This window comes from Pseudomonas sp. MM211 (genome assembly GCF_020386635.1).
Lineage (GTDB): Bacteria > Pseudomonadota > Gammaproteobacteria > Pseudomonadales > Pseudomonadaceae > Aquipseudomonas.
Window position 1 is genome coordinate 4,667,260 of sequence record NZ_CP081942.1, and the last position, 22,663, is coordinate 4,689,922.

The 22,663-nt window shown below is 62.8% G+C and carries 14 protein-coding genes and 3 tRNA genes; 16 read left to right on the top strand and 1 reads right to left on the bottom strand.

From position 1 onward, the window contains the following. The first annotated feature begins 7 nt into the window (after positions 1-7). The 13 genes from K5Q02_RS21525 (at position 8) to K5Q02_RS21585 (ending at position 20,489) form a co-directional block, all read left to right on the top strand. Positions 8-856, top strand: coding sequence for a tetratricopeptide repeat protein (locus K5Q02_RS21525; RefSeq protein ID WP_225834132.1), 849 nt, complete (start codon positions 8-10; stop codon positions 854-856). Between the two features lie 2 nt (positions 857-858). Further along, a complete protein-coding gene (locus tag K5Q02_RS21530; RefSeq protein WP_225834134.1) occupies positions 859-1,377 on the top strand; it encodes a TadE/TadG family type IV pilus assembly protein in 519 nt (172 codons plus the stop codon). After that, a complete protein-coding gene (locus tag K5Q02_RS21535; RefSeq protein ID WP_225834135.1) occupies positions 1,374-1,955 on the top strand; it encodes a TadE/TadG family type IV pilus assembly protein in 582 nt (193 codons plus the stop codon). The genes K5Q02_RS21530 and K5Q02_RS21535 overlap by 4 nt, the downstream gene beginning before the upstream one ends. 267 nt (positions 1,956-2,222) lie before the next feature. Then, positions 2,223-2,642, top strand: a complete 420-nt coding sequence (locus K5Q02_RS21540; protein ID WP_225834137.1) for a YbaN family protein — start codon at positions 2,223-2,225, stop codon at positions 2,640-2,642. 376 nt (positions 2,643-3,018) lie between these two features. Continuing rightward, on the top strand, positions 3,019-4,623 hold the full coding sequence (locus tag K5Q02_RS21545; protein WP_225834139.1) for a pilus assembly protein TadG-related protein: 1,605 nt from the start codon (positions 3,019-3,021) through the stop codon (positions 4,621-4,623). 57 nt (positions 4,624-4,680) lie between these two features. Then, positions 4,681-12,876: a beta-propeller fold lactonase family protein gene (locus K5Q02_RS21550; protein ID WP_225834141.1), complete on the top strand. Its 8,196-nt coding sequence runs from the start codon at positions 4,681-4,683 to the stop codon at positions 12,874-12,876. A 23-nt stretch (positions 12,877-12,899) separates the two neighbouring features. Further along, positions 12,900-14,606, top strand: a complete 1,707-nt coding sequence (locus K5Q02_RS21555) for a TolC family protein (protein WP_225834151.1) — start codon at positions 12,900-12,902, stop codon at positions 14,604-14,606. Beyond that, positions 14,596-15,366 (top strand): efflux RND transporter periplasmic adaptor subunit, encoded by a 771-nt coding sequence (locus tag K5Q02_RS21560; protein ID WP_225834153.1) that lies wholly within the window; start codon positions 14,596-14,598, stop codon positions 15,364-15,366. The genes K5Q02_RS21555 and K5Q02_RS21560 overlap by 11 nt, the downstream gene beginning before the upstream one ends. Further along, complete coding sequence (locus K5Q02_RS21565; RefSeq protein WP_225834155.1) at positions 15,363-16,718, top strand: efflux RND transporter periplasmic adaptor subunit; 1,356 nt, start codon at positions 15,363-15,365, stop codon at positions 16,716-16,718. Before K5Q02_RS21560 ends, K5Q02_RS21565 begins: the two co-directional genes overlap by 4 nt. Next, on the top strand, positions 16,719-18,869 hold the full coding sequence (locus tag K5Q02_RS21570) for an HlyD family efflux transporter periplasmic adaptor subunit (protein WP_225834159.1): 2,151 nt from the start codon (positions 16,719-16,721) through the stop codon (positions 18,867-18,869). A gap of 94 nt (positions 18,870-18,963) precedes the next feature. Continuing rightward, a complete protein-coding gene (locus K5Q02_RS21575) occupies positions 18,964-19,557 on the top strand; it encodes a biliverdin-producing heme oxygenase (RefSeq protein WP_225834161.1) in 594 nt (197 codons plus the stop codon). A gap of 93 nt (positions 19,558-19,650) precedes the next feature. Beyond that, positions 19,651-20,088 (top strand): hypothetical protein, encoded by a 438-nt coding sequence (locus tag K5Q02_RS21580; RefSeq protein WP_179538750.1) that lies wholly within the window; start codon positions 19,651-19,653, stop codon positions 20,086-20,088. Continuing rightward, positions 20,088-20,489: an META domain-containing protein gene (locus K5Q02_RS21585; protein WP_225834163.1), complete on the top strand. Its 402-nt coding sequence runs from the start codon at positions 20,088-20,090 to the stop codon at positions 20,487-20,489. The genes K5Q02_RS21580 and K5Q02_RS21585 overlap by 1 nt, the downstream gene beginning before the upstream one ends. A 335-nt stretch (positions 20,490-20,824) precedes the next feature. Here the strand turns inward: K5Q02_RS21585 and dinB are convergent, their stop codons facing one another. Continuing rightward, positions 20,825-21,895 carry a DNA polymerase IV gene (dinB, locus tag K5Q02_RS21590; RefSeq protein WP_225834172.1) on the bottom strand — a complete coding sequence of 357 codons (1,071 nt, stop codon included), beginning with the start codon at positions 21,893-21,895 and terminating at the stop codon, positions 20,825-20,827. 276 nt (positions 21,896-22,171) lie between these two features. On the opposite strand from dinB, the gene K5Q02_RS21595 reads away from it, so the two are divergent. From K5Q02_RS21595 to K5Q02_RS21605, 3 genes are all read left to right on the top strand, one after another. Further along, positions 22,172-22,248, top strand: a tRNA-Met gene (locus tag K5Q02_RS21595). A gap of 120 nt (positions 22,249-22,368) precedes the next feature. Continuing rightward, positions 22,369-22,445: transfer RNA gene (locus tag K5Q02_RS21600), tRNA-Met, on the top strand. A 120-nt stretch (positions 22,446-22,565) separates the two neighbouring features. Next, positions 22,566-22,642 (top strand) — tRNA-Met (locus K5Q02_RS21605). Positions 22,643-22,663 lie beyond the last annotated feature (21 nt).

Here is a 22,663-nt window from a genome sequence, read left to right on the forward strand (position 1 = left end):
ACCCGTCATGCCTTCGTACCACACCGCCCTGCTGCCACTGCTGCTCACCCTGACCCTGAGCGGCTGCGCCAGCCTCACGTCGCTCTCGCAACCGGCGCTAGACAAAGAGGCCGGCGAGGCCCTGCGCCTGGCTCACACCCTGCGCGACAACCAGCGTTTCCAGGCCGCCGACGAGGTGTATGCACGCATGGATGAACGCGGTCAGCTCAAGGGCAGCTATGTGCTCGAGTACGCCAGCGTTGCCGCCAACGTGCGCCCCGCCAAAGAAGCCCTGCCGCTGTACCTGCGCGCCCGTGACGAACTCGGCGGCGATGCCAGTGCCCTGCCGGCATCGCAAAGCGTAGCGCTCTGCTCTGGCCTGGGCCGCGCCCGCCTAGCCTTGGGCCAGGCTGCGCTGGCCGAAGGCGACTTCCGCTGCGCCACCGACGCGCAGCCGAATAACCTGCAGGCGCTCAACGGCCTCGGCGTCGCCTACAACCTGCAAAAGCGCGACGAGGACGCCCGTCAGCAATTCGAAAAGGCGCTGGCCATCGACCCCGGCTACAGCCCCGCACTGAACAACCTGGCACTGTCCTGGCTGGCCAGCGGCGACAGCAGCCGCGCCATCGGCCTGCTCAATCAGGCCCGCGGCCAGGGCGACATTTCCCTGCAACTCAACCTGGCGCTGGCCTATGTCTTCTCCGGACATGAAGACACCGCCAAGGCCGTGCTGCTGGAAAGCCTGGAAGCGGACTATGCCGGCACCATTCTCGAGCAGTTCCGTACCGCCCGTGCCCGGGTGAATGCGGGTGCGCCCCTGGCCAGTGAACTGCTGGCTGCCAGCCAGCAACCCCTGGCCCTGAGCGAGCAGAACTAAGCATGCGCCGGGCTACCCTGCGCGCCCTGCTGCGCGACCAGCAAGGCGTCACCGCGATAGAGACCGCACTGATCCTGCCGGTGCTGCTGTTTGGTGTGATGATGCTCTTCGAACTGTCGCGCATCAGCCTGATGATCGGCGTCGGCAGCCTGTCACTGGAGCGTGCCCTGCAGGACTTTCGCCAGGAACGCGCCTTTTACACGCAAACACCAGAAGTGCTGCAGGAAGCCATCGAGCAGCGCTTGATCGATTCGTCCTACGGCTTCCTTACCGAAGACAACTTCGAGGTCGATGTACTGGCCTTCGACAACCTGCGCCGCTTCGGCGGTGGCGAAGCGGATGAAGAACAGGACGCCACTGACCGCTCGCCTCCCGTACTCAGCGTCACCGTCGACCTGACTCAGGCGTTCATGACCCCGCTGCCGGCCCTGTTCGGCCTCGGTGATGCCTTCCAGTACCAGTACCGGCAACTGCTCGGCAGCCTGACCAGCGACCGGGAAAAGGAGGAGGACGCGCAATGATCGCCTCACGCCGTAAGCAACGCGGCAATGCCCTGGTGGAAACCGCGTTGATCCTGCCGCTGCTGATCGGTAGCGCGGTCATCATCGCCGACCTCTACAACATCAATCAGGCCCGCGCTTACATGGAGCAGTCGGCCCATACCGTCGCCAGCACCTTGGCCATGCAGAACCGCCTGGACAAGGACAGCCTGCAGGCGCTCACCGAGCAGAGCGCAGCCCCTGGCGCGCTGGGCGAGTACGAACTGGTCATCAGCCGGGTCATGCTCGACCGCAGCATGCCCTGGAAGCCGCTGTATCGCGGCAATGTCGAAGGCATCTGCCCGGAGCTCTACACCGATGGTCACTACAACGGCGAGCTACCCGAAGAGGCTCCCGCCACAGAGGACGACGAAGCACCGCCGAACACCTCCCTGGTGGTCGTGCAACTGTGCCGCAACAGCGACAACCTGGCCCTCACCAGCGCCCTGATCGCCGAGAAGGATATCCAGACCATCTCCTTCGCGCGCATGAGCTACAACGACATCGAACTGGACGAACCTCTCAGCGAAGAAGTCGGGATCAAGGACGAGGACAGCTGATCCTTAACCCGCCACATATGCGCACCCGCAGATGACGCTTCGCCCGGCCTTTCGATGGCGCATAAGCGCACTCGGATCGCTCACGGCGGCTGGAAAACGCTGCGCGGGTGTTCCAGCCTGTGCACTGCTTTCACCTGCCTGGCCTTCGCGCGCGGCGCTGAACACAGGTGCTCAAGCGCAGCGACAAAGATGAAGGCCTCTTAACTTGTCTCGCGCCGGCCAGCACCTTTTACTTGTCAGCTTGTTGCTGTGCGGATTCGACTCGAAATGCCTACACCGTCCCTTTACGTACCCGCCACCAGCCGGGCCAAACGGCTCTGCTACCTGGTACTGGCCTACCTGAGCCTGGGGTGCGCCATACTCGGCGCTCTCCTGCCGGGGTTGCCCACCACCGAGTTCGTCCTGCTGGCCGCCTGGGCCTCGAGCAAAAGCTCACCGCGCCTGAACCGCTGGCTGCATGAACACCGCGTATTCGGGCCCATCCTCAACAACTGGGCCAATGGTGGCGTGATCGCCCGTCGCCACAAGCTGTATGCCAGCGTCAGCATGCTGCTGTGCTTCGCCTTGCTGCTGTGGCACACCCCACCGCTGTGGCTGCAGCTCACCGCCGGTGGCGGCATGTTCTGCGGCGCTTGCTGGATCTGGTCGCGGCCCGAATCGTTGCCAGTGGAAAGCGCGACCGTCTGAATTCCATTGCCTGGATTATCCCCCCCGTGGGAGGGGCTTTAGCCGCGACAGCTCTACTCAACCCTCGCCGCTAAAGCGCCTCCCACAAGCGGCGTTCGAACAGCCGTGATCGGACAGTTGCAGCACCGAGCAACGCCTGCCAAACCGCCCGCTGCTCCACGTCCCCAGCCACTCCCTTAAGCATTCTTAATGAAACGATGATTGCTTGCGGTTGGGAATTATTCTTATCTTTCACACTCCGCGCCTGATCTCTTCCGGGCGTCCACTGAAAGGCAAGATTTCCGATGCATGCACTCCCCTTCGCCCCCCAGCTTCGCCATCCGGGAGTGTCATCGACTCATGCCGTGCAGCCAGGCAGCCACGACGGGCAACGGTCATGATCAGCGCTCGCCGTCAGCGCGGCAGTATCGCGCCCTTCATGGTGCTGGCCCTCGGCGGCGCCCTGCTCGCCACCGCTTACGCGATCGATACCAGCCGCATGGTCAACAGCGCTTCGCAGGTCAAGCGCGCCACTGACCTGGCGGCCCTCGCGGTCGGCCAGGAGCGCCTGGCGAAGGGCGAAAAACCGCTGGAAGACTTCAAGAAGCTGGCCTACGGCTACGTCATCAACAACCTCGGCCTGGACAGCACCCTCGCCGCCCAGATCGACGAAGAAACCCTTACCCTCAGCGAGCAAAAGGACGACCAAGGCCGCACCCGCTACAAGGTCGCGGTGACCTTGCAGGCCGATGCCGAAATGCTGGGCACCGAAACTCGAGACATCCACATTCACTCCACCGTCGAAGTACAGCCCAGCGCCCTCGAAGTGGCGCTGGCCCTGCCCAACACCCTTTCTGAGAATGCCGCCAATCTGGCCGTGCTGCGCCGCCTGGGTAAACACTTCGCCGAGAACCTGGTGAAGGGTCGCGATGACGCCTGGCTGGCATTGGTGCCCTACAGCCAATCGGTGAACGTCTCGCCCGACTACACCAACCCAGAGTCCCGTGCCCCCGCAGGCCCCAGCGCCAATCATGCGCAACGTTTGAACAGCTGGGCGATGGCCAGCGCTCTACGCCCGATCGAACTGACCTCGCTGTTCCGCACTGGCTACGCCGGCCTACATGACCGCCGTATTCCGGATCGGCGCGCCAACCTGCTGTGCATGTACCGTGGCCTGAACCGGGGTGATAACTACTTCTGGGATGACGCCCCGAGCGGGCAATTCCACATCTACTACCGCCACGACCTGCCTGAGAACGGCAGTCCCGGCGCCACGCCGATCCGCTGGATCGGCCCCAACCCGATGTTCGGTCAAGCCACCGGCATCAACGACACCCGCTGGATGGTTGCCGACAGTGGCTGCCCATCTGCCCCTCTGCTGCCACTGAGCAACGACATGGACAAGATCGAGGAACGCCTCGATCAGATGTCCACGCGCTTCAACGTCAACTACGCCATCGCCATGGGCTGGAGCGCCATGGCCCTGGCCCCGGCCTTTCGTGGCAGCAGTGGCTGGAACCTGCAGGACGAACTGCCCAAGGACTTCAAGGAAGATGGCGGCGACAGCTACAAGGCCATCGTCATGCTGGTCAACACCACCGGCCAACGCTGGTTCGACAGCGACAGCTACAACGCGGACACCGCTCAGGCCATCGATGGCGAGACCGGCACGGATGGCGAAAATCAGAGTTTACGAACACGACGCTTCGCCCGGCTGTGCGACAGCTTTCGCGAACGCAAGCTGCGCTTCTACCTGATAGCCATCGGCCAGGACGAGATAGAGAACAACGACCTGGGTGCCGAAGACAGCACGATCGACGGCGCTTCGGATTTCCGACGCCTTGCCGGGCCGGGCCTGGCCCGCTGCGCCGAACAGGCTGGCGACATCACCTACCTCAAGGGTTTCGACTTCGCCGCCGCCGAAGGCCAATTGCAAAGCCGGCTCGACGCAATTCTCGACGACATCCGCCGGCAGGGCTCCTACGTACGCCTGGTCGAGTAGCCCCTGCCTCCGCGCCGTCCCTTTTATTTTCGCTGTTCATTGTCCTGGAAGACTGCCATGACCACACGCAAGCCCTCGCAACGCTATTTCCATGCCCTGGCCCTGGAGCCGCGCATCCTCCTCGATGCCGCAGCCGTCACCACTGCCGCGGAAGTAGCCGCTCAGGTCGATGCGCCGGCCACTGCCGATGCGCCGGGCGTGGAAGCAACGCCAATCCAGAGCACCATCACCATCACCGACAGCACCACCAGCTTCCCGCCGGTGGATCTGTTCAAGGACGTCAGTGTTTCCCTGGAGACAGGTGGCGGCTTCAATGAACTGGCCGACCTGGTCATTACCATCGATCGTACCGGCAGCAACCAGGCGCTGGTGATCGATGGCAAGAGCATCGAACTGGTTGCCGGCAGTGGCACAACGCGGGCCAACGACACGGGCTACGTCTACAACGTGAGCGTTTCCGGCACGACCACAACCATTACCCTATCGCTTAACTCATTCGACCCCGAGCCACAGAACGTAAGCACCCTGATCGACACTATGTCCTACCAGGCGCTCGACAAATCCGTCGCCAGCGGCACCGTTGCTGTCACCCTGAAAAGCCTGAGCGATGACGGCGGCCAGACCACCGACCTGAGCGCGATCAAGACCACGGTCGAGATCGACAGCCGGGTCAATGTGCCGCCGGTGATTTCAGGCGACATTCTGAAAGAGGCAGAAGCCCTCAACGCCGGCGTGCTGGCTGGTTCCACCGAGGTGGCCTACTCGGCCGACGGCAAGTACGTCTACGCCGCTGGCTCGAACAGCAGCATCAGCGTGTTCGAGGTCAGCGGCACCGGCAGCCTGGTACTGAAGCAGACCCTGACAGGCATTCAGGATCTAGGTACGGTCAAGCACATGGTCGTGAGCGCTGACGACAAGTCGGTCTACACCGCATCCAACAGCGGCACACTCGTACTGTTCAACGTCAATGCCGATGGTACGTTGAGCCGTAACGCAAGCATTGCGGTTGGCGATACCGTGACCGGTAGCATCGCCATCTCCGACGATGGCAAGCAGCTGTTCGTTGGTAGCCAGTGGAACGGCCTGTATGTATTTAACCGCGATGTCGATACCGGTGCCCTGACACTGCTTAACCGCCCTGAAGGCCGTAACGGGGTGGTGACCACCTCCGGCGACTACGTCTACGTGACCTACGCAGGGGCTGGCATCGTGACGCCTCCCAGCCTGTCGGTTTACCAGCGCAGCGCCTCGGGCACCGGCGCGCTGACATTGGTCGACAGCATCAACATCAGTGCCGCTGGTACCGATTTGGTGGCCTCCGAAGACGGCCGTTACCTATACGTCGGTAACGGCAATGGCATCACTACCTACCACCTGGGTGCCGACAACAGGCTGACCCAGGCCAATGTCATCAGCAATATCCCGGTTGGTAGCCTGTCGCTCAACACAGAGGGCAGCCGTCTCTACGCCGCAGCCACCAACGGTACCGTGCACATCTACAGCGTGGCGGACAATGGCAGCCTGACCAAACTGAGCACGGTAACCAGCACCTCCAATGGCCAGGAAATCACCGTCTCCGCCGATGGCCAATCGGTGCTGATTTCCGGCAACGGCCTGAGCCGTTTTTCCTCGATTCAGACGCTGATCCGGGGTGAGGAAATCGCCCTGGCCAACGGCCTGACACTGGGCGACGCCAACTTCGACAGACTGGCCAGCGGTTCCGGCGACTACAGCGGCGGCAAACTGCTGATCAGCCGTGAAGGCGGTGCCTCCAGCAACGACGTATTCGGCTTCGCCAACAGCAGCAGCCTGCGTCTGGAGAATGGCGACGTGCTCAAGGATGGCCAGGCCATCGCCACGTTCAGCCAGAGCGGCGGCAGCCTGACCATCACCTTCCTCGCGGGCACCAGCCGCGATGACGCCAACGCCGTCCTGCGTCAGGTGACCTACAGCAACGATAGCTCGGCAGATGCCAACGGCAGCGTGGTGACACTGGCACTGCGCGCCAACGATGGCCAGGTGGACAGCCCGACCGTCAGCCTGGATGTACTGTTGACCAACAACACCGCACCGGAGCTCACGACCACCCCAGTCAGCAACGCCGGCTATGACACCACCGGCACGGTCACCGCCCTGTTCAAGGACACCACCATCAGCACGGGGGAAGTCGGCCAGTCGATCATCCAGCTCACTCTGAACATCGACGGGCTGAACAACGTCGCCAACGAATTCATCATCGTCGCTGGAACGCGTATCGACCTGTCGCAGTCCGGCAGTGGCAACGCTGGCGCTTACAGCTACACCTATACACGCACTGGCGACAGCGCCACGCTGGTAATCACCAGCAGTGGCATCAACGCGGCAACCGCGCAGACACTGGTTAACGGCATCGCCTACGTCAACGACACCACCCAGGCCATCACCGGTATCCGCACGTTCACCCTGGCGAGCATTCAAGACAACGGCGGCAGCGGCGGTGGTGGCGACGACACTGGCGAGCCGGCCATCAGCGCCAGCATCGCCCTGGCGATCAACAATGCGCCGCAATGGCAGAGCGACGTCAGCGACCCTGACCGCACCCTGTATTACGCCGACGGGACATTGAACGGCTACGCCGATCGCGTCACCGACATCGTGTTGTCTGCAGACGGCAAGACATTGGTCATCAGCGGCAGTACAGGTGAGAACGCTGCCGGCACCAGCTACCTGCGAATCTATTCGCGCGATACCGCAACCGGTGAGCTGACCCTGCTACAAACCTTCACCCAAGGCGCCAGCGACAACCCAGCCATCGAGGCCATCGAGGTCAACGGCCTCAACGCGATCACCAGCATGGCCATGCACGGCAACAACCTTTACCTCGCCGGCAATACGGGCGATGCCGCTGTCTACTCCCTGGTGCGTTTCACCTACGACGCCAGCACGGGCCAATACAGCTATGCCGGCATTGCCGCCACCCAGGGTGTCAGCGCCGTAACCGGCCTGGATGCACAGATAGCCGAGATCGTGATCTCGGCGGATGGCAAATCGCTCTACACCATCAACGGTATTTCGACCATCGATGGCGCGACCGGCAAATCCTTACTGGCACAGTTTTCCATCGACTCGCAATCCGGCGCACTCACCTACCTTGGCGCCTATCAGGGCGGCTCAGCCGACCTGGGGATGAATGCGCCAAGCGGCATCGTCGTGTCCTCCGATGGCAAGTCGGTTTACGTGGCAAACCGCAGCAACAGCATGATCACGGTATTCATCCGCGACACTCAGACGGGCGTGCTGACCTACAGCGGTTTCATCAACAGAACCACGATTGCCGCCGATAGCGACAGTGGTGTCCAACCGAGCAACAACTACCTGGAAGAACTGCAAGACATCGTCATCTCCCCGGACGGCAAGTACGTCTATGTCGGCTCGGGACAGCAAGCGACCCTTACGGTTTTCAGCCGTGATGCCGCAGACGGCAGCCTGACCTATGTCAGCACCCTGTCGCTCTATGCGCACGTGACCTCTCTGTCGATCCGCGAGATAGCCATGTCGAGCGACGGCTCCGCCCTCTACGTCGGCTTCAACGGTGGGCCGCTGGCAGTGCTTAGCCGTGACAGCGTTACCGGGGCCGTGGCCTTCGTCAGTAGCCTCAATACAGGAGCACGCTCCAACCAGATTGCAGTCAGTGCTGATGGCCTGAACATCTATACCGGTCGTAGCCAGTTCACCAGCGGCGTGGTCATTCTCTCCGCCCTGCCCAACAGCACCTATGTGGCCAGCCGGCCCAGCACACCATTTAGCGATGGAATCAGTTTTTCCGACCCGGACTTCGAGGCGGCGAACAACTACCAAGGCGCCGAACTGACCATCAGCCGCAGCGGTACCGCATCGGCGAACGATCTGTTCGGTTTCCAGAAAGGCGCAGTCCTGGAGCTGGTCGACAACCAGATCATGCAAGGCTCCACGGCAATTGCCGAATTCGTCTCGGTAAACGGCACACTGACCATCCGTTTTATCGCCGATGTCGACAAGGCCACCGCCAACCAGGTGCTACAACAGGTCACCTACCACAACGACAGTGCCGAGCCACCTGCGCGAGTCGAGCTAAAACTGACCGTGGGCGACGGTGGCAAATCCGCCGATATGACACTGGCATTGCTGCGTGCTACAGCCACTCCAGACCCCACGCTCGCAGCCAACGGCCAACAGGCTTCGCTTACCATTGGCACAGGCCCTCTTCCAGGCCCGGTCGATCTGTTCCAACAGGTAACGGTTTCCCTCGATGACGGTGGCGAGCCACTGACCGACCTGGTGATCACCGTCGATCGCAGCGGCGCCGACCAGGCCCTGGTCATCGATGGCGAGGAAATCACCCTGCAAGGTGGCAGCGGCCAGACCAGCGCCAACGGCTACCAGTACGTGGTCGAGGTCAACAATGGCGTGACCAGTATCCGCGTCAGCATCGATTCCTCGAGCAACGCCGCCACCCCGGAAGCCACCGCCACCCTGATCGATGGCATCGCCTACAAGGTGCTGGCCGATACTGCCGCTACCGGCACAGTCACCATCACCCTGGCCAGCCTGAGTGATTCGAGCGACCAGATCGAACCGGGCATCAGCGCCAGCGTTATCGTGCGTGACCAGCGTCAGTTGCCCACCCTGGGCGCGGAAACCGGATCGCTCGACTACGCAGATCTGCTCACTCAGCTCGATGCGAATGGCAACAACCAGTTGCAGGGTATTCAGGGCATCACGGTTATCGGCGACAAGGTCTACGTCGTGCGTTCGGCAACCAACTATGTGTATGACGAAGAAACCGCGACCGGCTCGGACGTCTTCTACAACACGATTTCCGTCTACCAGCTTGGCGCGGATGGCTCGCTGCAACTGCTCGAGAGCAAGGAAGCCAATGGGCTGACCGGTGCCGCGACGCTGCATGCCTCGAAAGACGGAAGCACTCTTTACCTGATCGGTGCCGATGGCGTGGCATTGTTCAACGCGGCCGATCTGCAGCAACTCGGCACGTTCGGGAATGACCTCGGCCTGGTGAGCGCTGTCGTGGCCCAAGGCGACACTGTCTATGTGACGGCCAATGACAAGCTGCTGGTGTTCAGCCGCAGCGGCGCCACCCTGACGCTGGAGCAGACGCTCGAAGATGCCGGCGCTACAGGCATACAACTCGATGGTGCCAACGCCATCAGCCTGTCGCCCGATGGCAAGACTTTGTACGTCGCCACCTCTGGTGGCGACACGCTGGTCAGCGCTTTCAGCATCGCAGCCGATGGCTCGCTAACGTTCAAGCAAGCGGTCGCCGGTTCCAACGCTGCCGAGTTCGGTTACTACGCCTCTGAACTCAATCTGTCAGCCGATGGCAAGACACTGTATGTCATCGACGGTAACTCGCTGCTGCACGTGCTCAACGTCGCAGCAGACGGCAACCTGAGCGCTGTAGCCACTTTTGAACTGGGAGAAAGCGGCAGTATCACCGCCAAGGGTGTCATTGTTTCTCCAGACGGCAAGAGCGTGGCGGTGATCGGTGCCCTGGGTACGAGTGGTCGCTACAACACCTACGGCATTTTCCTATACAGCCGCGCAGAAGATGGCTCTCTCACTCTCGCTCAGAAAGTTGAAGGCTTCGGCGACTATGCCAACTTCGCGGGCACCACCTTTAACGAAGTGCGCCATGCAGCGTTCAGCGCCGATGGCAAGCAGCTCTACCTCACCGGTGTATTTCAAGGCTCAGGCTGGAATGAAGGCTTACTGGTCATCGACCTGAAACCAGCCGCCGTGACCTTTACCGAGCATGGCGAACCTGTCGCCCTGCTCCCCGGTGGCACGCTGGCCGACCCACAACTGGATGCAGCGGACGACTATCAAGGCTCCAGCCTGGTGATCGAACGCAGCGGCGGCGCCGGGGACGGCGATGCCTTCAGCTTCCTGAACGATAACGGCCTGGAGCTGAAGGACGACGGCAAGATCTGGAAAGGCGCAACCGCAATTGCCGAGTTCGTGATCGGCGCCAATGGCAAGCTGACCATCGCCTTCCTCGCCGGTGTCAGCCAGGCGGATGCGCAGCACGTGCTACGCCAGGTGGCCTATACGTCCAGCAGCAACCACCCGACCCGCAACGGCGGCACTGCCAGTTTCAACCTGGTGTTCAACGACGGCGACGGCAACAGCGCCAGCCTGGACGCCAACGTTGGCTTGGTAGACATCAACGATGCAGCCGTCGTGGACACCACACCGCTGAACCCAACCTTCACCACAGGTGGCGATCCGGTCGGGCTGTTCAAGGACACCCAGATCGATACCATCGAATCCGGCCAGAAGATCCATCGTGTAGAAATCACCGTCAGCGGCGTTACCGCAGGTGATGTGATAAATGTGGCGGGCAGCCAGATCGTTCTCAACTCGACTGTCGACTGGCAGGCATATGCCGGCGAAGGCGAGGATCGCATCGAGTACCGCGTCAGAGTCAGCAATGGTGTGGCCACGGTAACCCTCTATATGGGCCGCGAGGCAGGCCCTGCACGTGATGGCGCTGAGACGGCACAGATCATCAACAGTCTGACCTACAGCCACACCGGTAGCGAAAGCAGTGGCACCCGTACCGTGAGCCTGGGACTTGTCGAGGATGACTACAGCACCCGTAGCACCTTTACCGAGCAGACCACCGTCACCCTGGAAGGCGCACGCCCAGTCTCCAACACGCCACTTCCTGAACTCAGCGCAACAGGCACGCAGACCCAGCTGGAAATCCGCAACAGCGGTCTGCCCGAGGCCGTCGACCTGTTCAGCGACGTCATCATACGGTCTGGCAATGACAACCAGCCGCTGACCGCGCTCTATATCACGGTCAATCGCAGCAGCGCCGATCAGGCACTGGTCATAGACGGCCATGAGATCAAGCTGCAAGCCACCGACATGGCCCAGACCGGTGCCAATGGCTACGCCTATTCCGTGACGATCAACGCCGACGGCAGCGCCACCATCAAGATCAACCTCGACTCCAGCAACGCCAATGCACCTGCCGACGTCGAGCGCCTGGTCGACGGCATGAGCTACAAGGTACTGGCCAATACGGTCGCCGATGGCAACGTGGTCGTCACCCTGACCGGTATCAGCGACTACGACGATGCCAGCCTGAACATCAGCGCAAGCGTTAGCGTCAGCCATTCAGCCGAAAATAATCAGCCTCCAATCGATAGCGGAATCTCCCTGAACCTTGGCAACCCGACGTTCGGTACAGCCTACAGCTACGCCCTTCCGGCCAATCTGTTCATCGATGCTGACGGCGATAACCTGACCTGGAGCGTCATCGGTCTGCCCGCAGGCCTGCAGTTCGACGCAGTGACACGAACTATCCAGGGCATGCCGACCGAAGCCGGTACCTTTGCGCTCACCCTGAAAGCCAGTGATGGCAATCTCGAAGCCAGCCGTCAGGTCACCATGTCGGTGACCGAGGCCAGTACCACGCCGGAAAATCCCGGTAACCCGGGCACGCCGGAACTCCCCGCTAACGGCGACCCTGTACTGCCAACACTATTCACCATTAGCCCTCGTGAGAGCGTGCTCACCAGTACGCAGGATCTTTCCGCCAGCAACGAAAACTTCCAGATCGACAACACCGATTTCGCCCCGCAGCAAGAGGCAGCACCTGCAACATCGCGTCCGGTTGTTCTCACTCTGCTGCATGACGGTAGAACGGGTTTCAGCAATCCAGGCAGCCTTGCCGAGCAACTGGCCAACGCCGACACGGTGCTCACCGATACGGGCCGCCAGCACAGCGCAGGCAGTTTCAGCGTCGAGGGTTCGCGCCTGAGCGCAAGCGTCGATCTGAGCACAGGCGATGCCCGCAGCATCACCCTCGAACTGCCAAGCCAATTGCCCGATGGCAGCGCACCGCAGCGGGTCACCCTGGCCAACGGCCTGCCGTTGCCGAGCTGGGCATCGTTCGATGCGCGCAGCGGTGAGCTGCGCATCGATCGTGAGCGCCTACAGCGCGATGGGGTGCTGCGCCTGACCCTGATCAGCCGCGATGGCGAGGGCCGCGAACAGCGTACGCCAATGGAAATTCGTGCCGAGGGCGCATCACCGCTAAAGGCCGTTGAAGCGCTGCAGCAATCCGCTCCCGTAGCAGAGTCGCTGCCGGAGCGCATGCGCCAGGACACCTCCAGCGCCTTGCTCAGCGACGCGCTCGAGCTGCTCGACCAATTGAGCGACCTGGCTGGGGAGCCGGTCGCTGTCACCACACGCCACATCGCCTGAACACTGCCAAGGATCATCGATCAATGAACCGCAAAACCTTCGACCGTTCCACCCTGCGTCTGGCCATTGTCTGTGCCGCGCTGGGCCTGAGTGCCTGCGCCGTCACCCCGCAAGTGCTGACACCCGAGCAGCAACTGGCCGACGCCCAGAAAGACCGCAGCGCCATGTTTGACAATCAGGAGCCGGTGACGCGCGCCATCAGCCTGGACGAAGCCATGGCCCGCGCCGTGAAGTACAACCTGCAACAGCGCCTGGGCCTGATGCAGCGCGCCCTGGAAGACAACAGCCTGAGCGTCGCCAACCTCGGCCTGCTGCCCCAACTGGCAGCCAGCGCAGGCTGGAAGGGGCGCGATAATATCGCCGGGTCATCCAGCGAATCGGTCACCACCGGGCGGCAATCCCTGGAACCATCGACCAGCAGCGACCGCTCCAGCCGCGACGCCAACCTGCGCCTGTCGTGGAACATGCTCGACTTCGGCGTCAGCTACTTCAGCGCCAAGGCCCAGGCCAACAAGGTGCTGGCCGCTGAAGAGGCGCGCCGCAAGGTGGTCGCCGATATCGTTCAGCAGGTACGTGACGCCTATTGGCAGGCCGCCAGCGCCGAGCGCCTGCAGCCGGAAGTGCAACGCGCGCTGAGTGACGCCCGCGGCGCCCTGGAGCAGGCCCGGCAGACCGAACGCCAGCGCCTGGTCGCGCCACTGGAATCGCTGCGCTACCAGAAAAGCCTGCTGGAAATGATCCGCCAACTGGAAGTGGTGGAAGGTGAACTGGCGGTGTCCAAGGCGCGCCTGGCCAGCCTGATGAACCTGCCGCCGGCGACGGCTTTCAGCCTGGTACTGCCAGACGACTCCAGCTACGCCCAACCGGCCCTGGCCTACAACCTGGCGGATCTTGAAGTGACCGCCATGACCGAGCGCCCGGAGATCCGCAGCGAGAGCTATCAGGCACGCAATGCCGTGCTGGAAACCCGTGCTGCGATGCTCAAGTTGCTGCCGGGAGCCAACCTGTTCGTCGGCGCCAACTACGACAGCAACAGTTATCTGGTCAACGACAACTGGGCCGACGCCGGCATGCAGGTGAGCTGGAACCTATTCAATGTATTGGCTTACCCGGCCATCAAGAAAACCGGCGAAACCCGCCTGCAGGTTGCCGAGCTGCGCCGCCAGGCCATGCGCATGGCGGTGCTCACCCAGGTCAACGTGGCCTGGCGCGAATATGAGCGTTCGAGCCAGGTGTTCGCCCGCTCCAGCGAACTGCAACAGGTGCAACGCGGCATCCTGCGCCAGAGCGAGAACTCCTTCTCCAGCCAGGCGCAGAGCCGTCTGGAGCGCGTGCGCACGGCCACCGAAACGGTACTGGCGACCCGTACCCGTGACCGTGCCTTCGCCGAACTGCAGGTCGCTCACGGCGCTGTTTACCAGGCCGCCGGCCTCGATCCGCTGCCCGAACGCATCGCTGGCAGCAGCGTCGATGAGCTGACCCGCGCCATCGCAGGCAACTCCATGCGCCTCAACCAGGGCCAGGGCGCCGTGCCGGCCGGCATCGCCGCCGCGCAGCAGGTTCCTTACGGCACCTCCACGCCGTTGGTGACGGCTGCGGCACCGAGCGCGCCACTGGTCGCCCAGCGTGCACAGCCACCCGCCAAGACCCTGCGCCTGGATATGTGGGAAAGCCTCGGCTCGTTGCGGGGCGCCGAGCTGGTTCCGGTGGAGCAGGCCAATGCCCGCTGACCAGCCGCTTGCAACGGAGCGTTTCTGGCCCGGCGTGCTGGCGATCCTGATCGCCACGGCAGCCAACCTCGCCCATGCCGATGAGGCGAGCAACGAGCTGCGTGTGCAGCTCAGCCCGATCCGCCAGACGGTGCTGTCCAGCGAGCTCAGCGGCAAGCTCACCGAGTTGGCCGTCAAGGAAGGCGATCGCTTCAAGGAAGGTCAGCGCCTGGCCGCCTTCGATTGTTCGGTGCAGCGCGCCCAGCTCAACCGCAGTGAAGCGGTGCAGCGCGGAGCGCAGAAGAAGCTCGACGTTGCCAAGCGCCTCGATGCCCTGGAATCCATCAGCCAGGCCGAGGTCGCCCAGGCCCAGGCCGACATGGCCGTGGCCCAGGCGGAAAGCGGCGTGGGCCGCGCCATGCTGAAACGCTGCAACCTGGATGCGCCCTTTGCCGGGCGCGTCTCGCAGCGCATGGCGCAGCGCTTCCAGCACGTCGCCGAAGGCACCGAGTTACTGGCGATCTATGACGACAGTGCCTACCAACTGGAGCTGATCGCCCCCTCGGCCTGGATGTCCTGGCTCAAGCCCGGCGTCGAGTTCGAAGTGCAGCTGGACGAAACCGGCCAGCGCTATCCCGCTCAGATCGAACGCCTCGGCGCGGCCATCGACCCACTCAGCCAATCGCTCAAGGTGTTCGCGCGCATCACCGGCGACAGCGCTGGGCTGCTTCCGGGAATGAGCGGTGTCGCGCTGCTGCAACCGCCGGCAGACGGTTCATGAACGCCAGTGTCACCACCCTGCCCGACAAACGCGCCGAGCGTATGGCGCTGTTGCTGCAAATCGAGCGTCGCGCCCGCGCCCAGAGCGACGTAGCCGGCCTAGGCTTCCTGATGGTCAACGATACGCGCCAGTTACTCGACTACCAGGAGGCCTTTCTGTGGGATGCCGACAAAGCGCGTATCAGTGCCTGCTCCGGGCTCGCCCAGGTAGAGGCCAATGCCCCCCTGATGCTGTTTCTCGGCCGCCTTTGTGCGGGCTGGGATAGCCAGCCCTGGGCAGCCGAGTTGCGTGACCTAAGCGCCACCGATGCCCCCGCCGCTCTGCAGGCCGAATGGTCGGAGTACCTGGCGCCCAGCCTGTTGCGCCTGCCCCTGAAAGACCGCGACGGCCAGTTGCTCGGCAGCCTGCTGCTGAGCCGCGAACCCGCGCTGGCACGTCCGGAACGGGCGCTGCTGGAACTGCTGCAGGACGCCTGCGGGCATGCCTGGGCCAGCCTCATGCGCGGCAAGAAACGCACGCTGCTCAGCCAACTGCGCAAGCGACCACGGCGGATCGCGCTGGTCGCTTGCGCGCTGGCGCTGGTGATCGCCCTGCTACCAGTGCATCAGACGGTACTGGCACCCGCCGAAATCATGCCGCGCAACCCGGCGGTGCTGCGTGCGCCGCTGCAAGCGGTGGTCGAGCGCATTCTGGTGCAACCCAATCAGGTGGTGAAAAGCGGAGAAGCGCTGGTGCAGCTGGACAAGCGCGAGCTGGAAAGCCGCCTGGAATCGTCCCGGCAAACCTTCGCGGCTGCCGACGCCCAGTTGCGCCAGACTCGCCAGCAGGCACTGTTCGACGAACGTGCCAAGGCCGCCCTGGCCGAACTGATCACCCGTCGCGACCAGGCCCGCGCCGAACTGGCCTTCATTGAAGAGAACCTGCAGCGCAGCCTGATCCTCGCTCCCCGTGACGGCGTGGCGATCTTCGACGATCCCAGCGACTGGATCGGCCGGCCAGTCACCCTTGGCGAGCGCATCATGCAGGTCGCCGATCCCCACGACGCGCGCCTGGAAATCCAGCTACCGGTGGCAGATGCCATCGCCCTGGAGCCGGGTGCCGAGGTGCTGCTGTTTCTCAACAGCCAACCGGGCAGCCCCCTCCCCGCTAGCCTCGAGCGCTATGGCTATCGTGCCTCACCGAGTGCGGACGGCGGCATGGCTTACCGCCTGCAAGCGGGTTTCAGCGAGGCCGACCCGCGCCTGCGCGTCGGCCTCAAGGGCACGGCCAAACTGTATGGCGAACGTACCCTGCTGATTCACTACCTGCTGCGCCGTCCCCTTGCCGCGCTGCGCGTCCACCTGGGCTGGTAGATGAACGCACCACTCGCTCTGCCCACCCCGAATCGGGCACCACGCCTGCCCGATCTGCGCCGTACCCTGCGCCTACATCCGGGCCCTCGCTCGCGAGACGGCGCGCCAAGCTGGACACTCGAAGACGCTGCCCGCGGGCGTTTCTACCGGATCGGCTGGGCCGAAGCAGAAATCCTCGCCCGCTGGCAGATGGGCAGTGCCCAGGCAATCGCCGAAGCGGTCAGCAGGGAAACTACCCTGGCCCTGAGCAGTGAGGACGTTGACGCTTTCAGCCAGTTTCTGCGCAGCATGCAACTGGTCGAAGTCAGCGGGGACGCCGCCCTGGACGATCTGCGCAAACGCGGCGAAGCGGGCAAGAGCAGTAGCTGGAGCGCCTGGTTGCTAAGCAACTACCTGTCGATCCGCATTCCGCTGCTTCGTCCGGATCGGTTCCTGTCGCGTAGCTATCGCTATGTTGCCCCGTTGTTCAGCCGCAGCTTCGCACTCGCCACGCTCACGGCAGCGCTGCTTGGTCTGTATCTGGCGGCGCGCCAGTGGGACAGTTTCATACACACCTTCCTGCATTTCTTCAGCATTGAAGGCGCGCTGCTAGCAGCCGTAACACTGAGCCTGACCAAGGTGCTCCACGAGTTCGGGCATGCCTACACTTGCAAGCGTTATGGCTGCCGAGTGCCGACCATGGGCGTGGCCTTCCTGGTCATGTGGCCGGTGCTCTACACCGACGCCAGCGGCGCCTGGCGGCTCACCTCACGACGCCAACGGATGGCCATCGGCGCTGCCGGCATGGGCGTGGAGCTATGCCTGGCCGCTTGGGCGACACTGGCCTGGAGCTTTCTACCGGATGGCATGCTGCGCAGCGCGGCATTCATGCTGGCCAGCACCACCTGGATACTCACCCTCGCGGTGAATCTCAATCCGCTGATGCGCTTCGACGGCTACTTCCTGTTCTCCGACCTGCTCGACGTACCCAACCTGCAGGAGCGCGCCTTCGCCCTCGCCCGCTGGCGCATGCGCGAAACCCTGTTCGGCTTCGGCGATGCGCCTCCCGAACACTTCGCACCGGCGCTGCGGCGCGTGCTGCTGGGCTACGCATTCGCCACCTGGGTGTACCGCTTCTTCCTGTTTCTCGGCATCGCCCTGCTGGTCTATCACTTCGCCTTCAAGCTGCTCGGCGTGCTGCTGTTCATCGTCGAGATCGTGCATTTCATTCTCCGCCCGATCATCGGCGAGCTGCGCCACTGGCACCAACGCCGCAAGGACTACCGCATGAACCGCAACACCCTGATCTGCGCCAGCGTGTTGCTGGTCGCACTGTTTCTGCTGGCCTGGCCGTGGCGCAACCGGATCGAGGCGCCAGCCCTGTTACGCGCGCAGCAACAGGCGATTCTGCTCACACCGGCGGGCGCCAGGCTGGAACGTATAGAGGTGCAGCCGGGCGAACCCGTACGTGCCGGGCAAACGCTGTTCCGCCTGCACTCGGCGCAGCTACAGCACGACCTGCAAGGCCTCGAGCGAGAAATCGAGCAACTGCGCCAGCAAAGCAGCCTGCAGGTTCGCGCCAGTGAAGGATCCGCCCGCCAGTCGATTGCCCGGGAAGAATTACAGGTGGCGCTCGAGCGGCGCCTTGCCCTGCAGGAGCGAATGGCGCAGCTGCAGGTCAAGGCACCATTCGATGGTGTGCTGGTCGATAGCGCCGCTCCGCTGGCCGAAGGCGAATGGCTGCCGGCCGGCGAATGGCTGGGCACGGTCGCCAATACAGGCAGCGAACGGGTCGAAGCCTTCGTCGGCGAGGCGGATCGCGAGCGCCTGCAGGTCGGCGCTCAGGCCTGGTTCCTGCCGGAAGACCCGGGTCGCCCGCGCCGCCTGCTGCAGGTCGAGGACATTGGCCAGACCGCAGTACGCCAGCTTACCTCTGCCCCCGAACTGGCATCGGTCTATAAGGGAACACTGGCGGCGCAACTCGATGAGCAGCGTGTACCGATTCCCGAACAGGCGCTGTATCGTGTGCAACTGCGCCCCCTGGACAGCCACAGCGAAGCGATGCCGATCACCCTGCGTGGCAATGCCTCAATCAGTGGTGATGCCCGCAGCCCGCTGATGCAAGCGTGGCGTCGCGTGCTGACTATTCTGATACGCGAATCGGCGTTTTGAACGGTTAAGTGTTCTTAATGATCCGCAGATTGCCCTGCACCCGGGTTCTCGCCATCATCGACCGCATTGAGAATCTTGCACCGGAAGCCCAACGATGACAGCCATCGCCCACCCCACCGCGCAACTGCCGCTGACCAAACGCCTGAAAGCCGGCACCAGCCGCGACCATGACAGCGTCGACACACTGGTCATGCAGGCACGTCCATTCGAAAGCCTGCTGCGCTATGGCTACTTCCTGCGCCTACAGCACCGTTTCCATGGCTCCATTGATGCGCTGTACGACGATATCGAACTCAATCGCCTGCTGCCGGGCCTGAGTGAGCTGCCGCGTTTCGAAGCGGTGTGCGCGGATCTGGCCGATCTGGATCTGCTGGTGCCACCTGCCCCGCCAGCGGTGGTGCCCACCAGCACACATGCGGCTCTGGGCTGGCTGTACTGCAGTGAAGGCTCCAACCTGGGCGCCGCCTTTCTGTTCAAGGAAACCCAGCAGATCGGCCTCGATGCCGACAACGGTGCCCGCCACCTGGCAGCCCACCCGGATGGTCGCGGCCTGCACTGGCGCCAGTTCGTCGCTCTGCTCGATGGCTTGGAACTGACCGAGGATCAGCGCGAAGAAGCAGTCAGCGGTGCCGTTGCGGCGTTCGACTTCTATCGCGCCGCGCTACGCGAAATCTTCCCTGCAGCCTGAAGATCCAGCGGCGAAACGTGATCAAACAACGTTTCGCCGCCCCGCCTTCCCCAATCGTGGCCTGCTAGAATACCCTCCTCACCCGGAGGAACCATGGCCGAACACGATTTCCGCTACAACCTGCTCAACCCCGAACACACCCTGATCGAGTGCCGCGCGCTGGCTCCCGGCCGTTATCAGGTCACCGGTAACGGCGGCTCGATCAAGAGCAACGATGCCCTGGTGGTCAGCCTCAAGGGCAGCCGTGACCTGAGCATGCGTTTGCAAGTCGACAAGGTTCGCCACCTGATCAATCCTCCCGGCCAGTGGGTCGCGGTCGCCCACGGGCCTGCCTTTACCGAACTGTCGATCTTCAACTGGCAAGTCACCTGCGACGGTTGCGGCAAGCAACTGGACTTCGAATTCGCGGTCGATAGTGCACTGGGCAAGAAAGCCCAGACGCCCGCTGCCGATGCTCGCCTTGTGGAGCTTGGCTGGCGTAAACAGCAGGACAAACACCTGTGCCCTGCGTGTCTGAAAAAGGAGGCCTGATGAAACCGCTTCTCGCCCTGGGCTTGGCTGCCGCTGCCCTGGCTGGCTGCGCCGGCAAACCGATGCAACTGGAAACCGAGCGCGTCTACCGCGTCGAATGGATTGGCGAACGTCCGCTGATCGACAACAGCCACCTGACCATCACCCTGGGTGACGACGGTCGCGCCTACGGCAACGCCGGCTGCAACCACTGGTTCGCCAGTTACCAGCGTGACGGCAACAAGCTGACCTTCAGCGAAGCCGGCAGCACTCGTAAGATGTGCGCACCGGCACTGATGGAACAGGAAAGCCGCTTCCTGCAGAGCCTGAGCACCATCGAACGCTGGGATATCTCGCCGATCGAGCAACTGCGCCTGTGGCCGGCCAGCGGCAAACCGATCCGGCTTTGGCCTGACGAGTAAGAGCCGTGGTCAAAGTGGCGATCGGCGGGAAACCCTGATCGCCCGCAAGCGGGCTCCTACGCGGTGCGGTGTCTGGTAACTGTTGTGCACGCATACTGAACCGTAGGAGCCGTGGGGGCGCTTAGCCCTTGCCGGTTCGGCACAGACCACAAGCCGCGACCCCGCGGCGAATGCTGGCCACTCCGCAGATATTCAGAATGGCCACCACCGCATTCGCGCCGGGTCGACGCTCCTACCGGATTGGCGTTGCCCCCCCATCTCGCAAGCACATCGCTGCTGTAGGAGCTGGCTTGCCGGCGATGCGCTTTGGGGACTACTGACGCAGCTCCGCCTATTTACGGCTCACGCGGCGTGAACAGATCCAACTGCTCATGCTTGCCACGCAAATCCTGCAAACGCACACCCACGCCCAGCAAGCGTACCGGGCGATTGCCCCGCGCATGGGCGTTGCTGAGCAGGACTCGATAGCTGTCCAGATCACGGGCAGCGCCGGCCTGCTCGAGGGTGGTCTGGGTAAAGTCGTGGAACTTGACCTTGACGAAGGGCTTGCCCACCCGATAGCTGCCATCAAGGCGGGTCATGCGCCGCTCCAGCTCCTCCAGCAGCGTCGGTAGTTGCGCCAGGCAGGCATCCAAGTCTGGCAAATCCTGATCGTAGGTGTTTTCCACGCTCATCGACTGACGGCGGCTGTCCGTCTGCACCACACGCTCGTCGATACCATGGGCCAGGCTCCACAGGCGTTCGCCGAAACTGCCGAACTCGCGCACCAGCCGCAGCTTGTTCCACTGGCGCAAGTCACTGCAGGTGCGTATGCCCAGGCGGGTCAGCTTGTCGGCGGTCACCTTGCCTACGCCATGCAGTTTGGTGACCGGCAACTCGGCGACGAAGTCCTCGACCTGATCGGGGGTAATCACGAAGATGCCGTTGGGTTTGCGCCAGTCGCTGGCGATCTTGGCCAGGAACTTGTTCGGCGCCACCCCCGCCGACACGGTGATGTGCAGGTCGCTGGATACCCGGCGACGGATGTCCTGGGCGATACGTGTGGCGCTGCCACCAAAGTGCTCGCAGTTGGACACGTCGAGAAAGGCCTCATCCAGGGACAGCGGCTCAATCTGATCGGTGTAGTCGCGAAAGATCGCGTGAATGTCACGGGACACAGCGCGGTAGACGTCGAAGCGTGGTTTGACGATCAGCAGATCCGGGCACAGCTTCAGCGCATGCCCCGAGGCCATGGCCGAGCGCACCCCGTAGGCACGCGCCTCATAGTTGCAGGTGGCGATCACCCCACGCCGATCCGCCGAGCCGCCCACCGCCATAGGCTTGTCGGCCAGAGACGGGTTGTCGCGCATTTCGACAGAGGCGTAGAAGGCGTCACAGTCGATATGGATGATCTTTCGCTGCGCCATAGACCTGAAAACAAGAGAGCTGGCCGACCACGAACAGGGTCGAGCAAAGGTGGATGGGAACCTTACTGTATATAAGAACAGGCTTCCAGTTCGACGTTACGCATTTATGAACTACCCGCGCCCGACGCGCTGGCGCCATAAAACCGCCTGAAAGGCCCGCATGGCAGGGCCTGGGCGACTCCTGGCAGTTGCGCAGCGCCGCTAACTGATTGAACGGAAAACAGTTTTTTCCGAGATAAGCGTTGACAGCATGCCTCAGATGAATAGAATGGCGACCGCGGGATGGAGCAGTCTGGTAGCTCGTCGGGCTCATAACCCGAAGGTCGTCGGTTCAAATCCGGCTCCCGCAACCAGATACTCAAAAAGGCCACTCAATCGAGTGGCCTTTTTGTTTTTCCGCTCTGTCGATTTAACTTATTGATTGAAAAGCATAAATCGATTGACAGAAGTCCGCTTTTGTATAGAATTGCCGGCGCGGGATGGAGCAGTCTGGTAGCTCGTCGGGCTCATAACCCGAAGGTCGTCGGTTCAAATCCGGCTCCCGCAACCAGATACTCAAAAAGGCCACTCAATCGAGTGGCCTTTTTGTTTTTCTGCTCTGCCGATTTAACTTATTGATTGAAAAGCACAAATCGATTGACAGAAGTCCGCTTTTGTATAGAATTGCCGGCGCGGGATGGAGCAGTCTGGTAGCTCGTCGGGCTCATAACCCGAAGGTCGTCGGTTCAAATCCGGCTCCCGCAACCACCTTCGAAACGAAAGCCCTGA

Bases quoted from the DNA above. Each gene is read 5' to 3' on its own strand.
- K5Q02_RS21525 (WP_225834132.1), top strand. From the start codon at position 8: ATGCCTTCGTACCACACCGCCCTGCTGCCACTGCTGCTCACCCTGACC.
- K5Q02_RS21530 (WP_225834134.1), top strand. From the start codon at position 859: ATGCGCCGGGCTACCCTGCGCGCCCTGCTGCGCGACCAGCAAGGCGTC.
- K5Q02_RS21535 (WP_225834135.1), top strand. From the start codon at position 1,374: ATGATCGCCTCACGCCGTAAGCAACGCGGCAATGCCCTGGTGGAAACC.
- K5Q02_RS21540 (WP_225834137.1), top strand. From the start codon at position 2,223: ATGCCTACACCGTCCCTTTACGTACCCGCCACCAGCCGGGCCAAACGG.
- K5Q02_RS21545 (WP_225834139.1), top strand. From the start codon at position 3,019: ATGATCAGCGCTCGCCGTCAGCGCGGCAGTATCGCGCCCTTCATGGTG.
- K5Q02_RS21550 (WP_225834141.1), top strand. From the start codon at position 4,681: ATGACCACACGCAAGCCCTCGCAACGCTATTTCCATGCCCTGGCCCTG.
- K5Q02_RS21555 (WP_225834151.1), top strand. From the start codon at position 12,900: ATGAACCGCAAAACCTTCGACCGTTCCACCCTGCGTCTGGCCATTGTC.
- K5Q02_RS21560 (WP_225834153.1), top strand. From the start codon at position 14,596: ATGCCCGCTGACCAGCCGCTTGCAACGGAGCGTTTCTGGCCCGGCGTG.
- K5Q02_RS21565 (WP_225834155.1), top strand. From the start codon at position 15,363: ATGAACGCCAGTGTCACCACCCTGCCCGACAAACGCGCCGAGCGTATG.
- K5Q02_RS21570 (WP_225834159.1), top strand. From the start codon at position 16,719: ATGAACGCACCACTCGCTCTGCCCACCCCGAATCGGGCACCACGCCTG.
- K5Q02_RS21575 (WP_225834161.1), top strand. From the start codon at position 18,964: ATGACAGCCATCGCCCACCCCACCGCGCAACTGCCGCTGACCAAACGC.
- K5Q02_RS21580 (WP_179538750.1), top strand. From the start codon at position 19,651: ATGGCCGAACACGATTTCCGCTACAACCTGCTCAACCCCGAACACACC.
- K5Q02_RS21585 (WP_225834163.1), top strand. From the start codon at position 20,088: ATGAAACCGCTTCTCGCCCTGGGCTTGGCTGCCGCTGCCCTGGCTGGC.
- dinB (WP_225834172.1), bottom strand. From the start codon at position 21,895: ATGGCGCAGCGAAAGATCATCCATATCGACTGTGACGCCTTCTACGCC.